The 675-nt window shown below is 56.6% G+C and carries 1 protein-coding gene; it reads right to left on the bottom strand.

Translation table 11 applies throughout. The features are described from left to right. A partial coding sequence (locus tag ACI3KU_RS18980) for an extracellular solute-binding protein (protein WP_404923893.1) occupies positions 1-675 on the bottom strand: 675 nt, incomplete at both ends.

The raw sequence follows: 675 nt of genomic DNA, 5'->3' as shown, positions 1-675 counted from the left end.
ACTCGGTCAGAATCGCCTGCAGCGTGGGGTGGGACCAGCAATCCTCGGCAAGATTCTCCAACGGCAACCGCACATCATCACCCGACTGAATCACAGCCGAATCGATCACGAACGTCTGATAATACGTGGCGGCTTCCTTGCCCCACAGGAACAAGTACTTACCCTTCTCCTTCGCCGCAGCACCCAGCGCCTTCAAGTCCTGCCACGTCTTCGGCGGCTGCCACCCGTTCTCCTCGAACAACGACGCCGAATACCACAACCCATACGTCGTGAACACATAGTTCAACGCCGCGAACTTGTCACCAAACGTGCCCGGAGCCTTCACCCCATCAAACAACGTGTCAGCGATCTTCTCACCCTCGAGATTGTTCGCCTCCAACACCTCACTCAGATCCTCCAACTGCTCCAGGATCGTGTTCCAACCAATCGAGTTCGCACCCGAGTTATCGATCAGATCCGGCGGGTTACCACCCACGAACCGCGGCTGCAGCTCCTGAGCGATCTTCGTGGAAGCCGAGACCTTCACACTCACACCCGACAAACCCTTATTCGCCTGCATGATCTTCGCAGCGTTCTCGACGTAATCCACGCCGTAACCACCATCAAAAATCACCGCATCAACACTCGAATCCGCAGCAACACCAAACGGATTATCCGCCGTAACCTCACCCGCCG

Source organism: Microbacterium sp. ZW T5_56 (genome assembly GCF_044987425.1).
Lineage (GTDB): Bacteria > Actinomycetota > Actinomycetes > Actinomycetales > Microbacteriaceae > Microbacterium.
The sequence above is the reverse complement of the archived record's forward strand: the minus strand, read 5'-3'. Positions and strand labels throughout refer to the sequence as shown.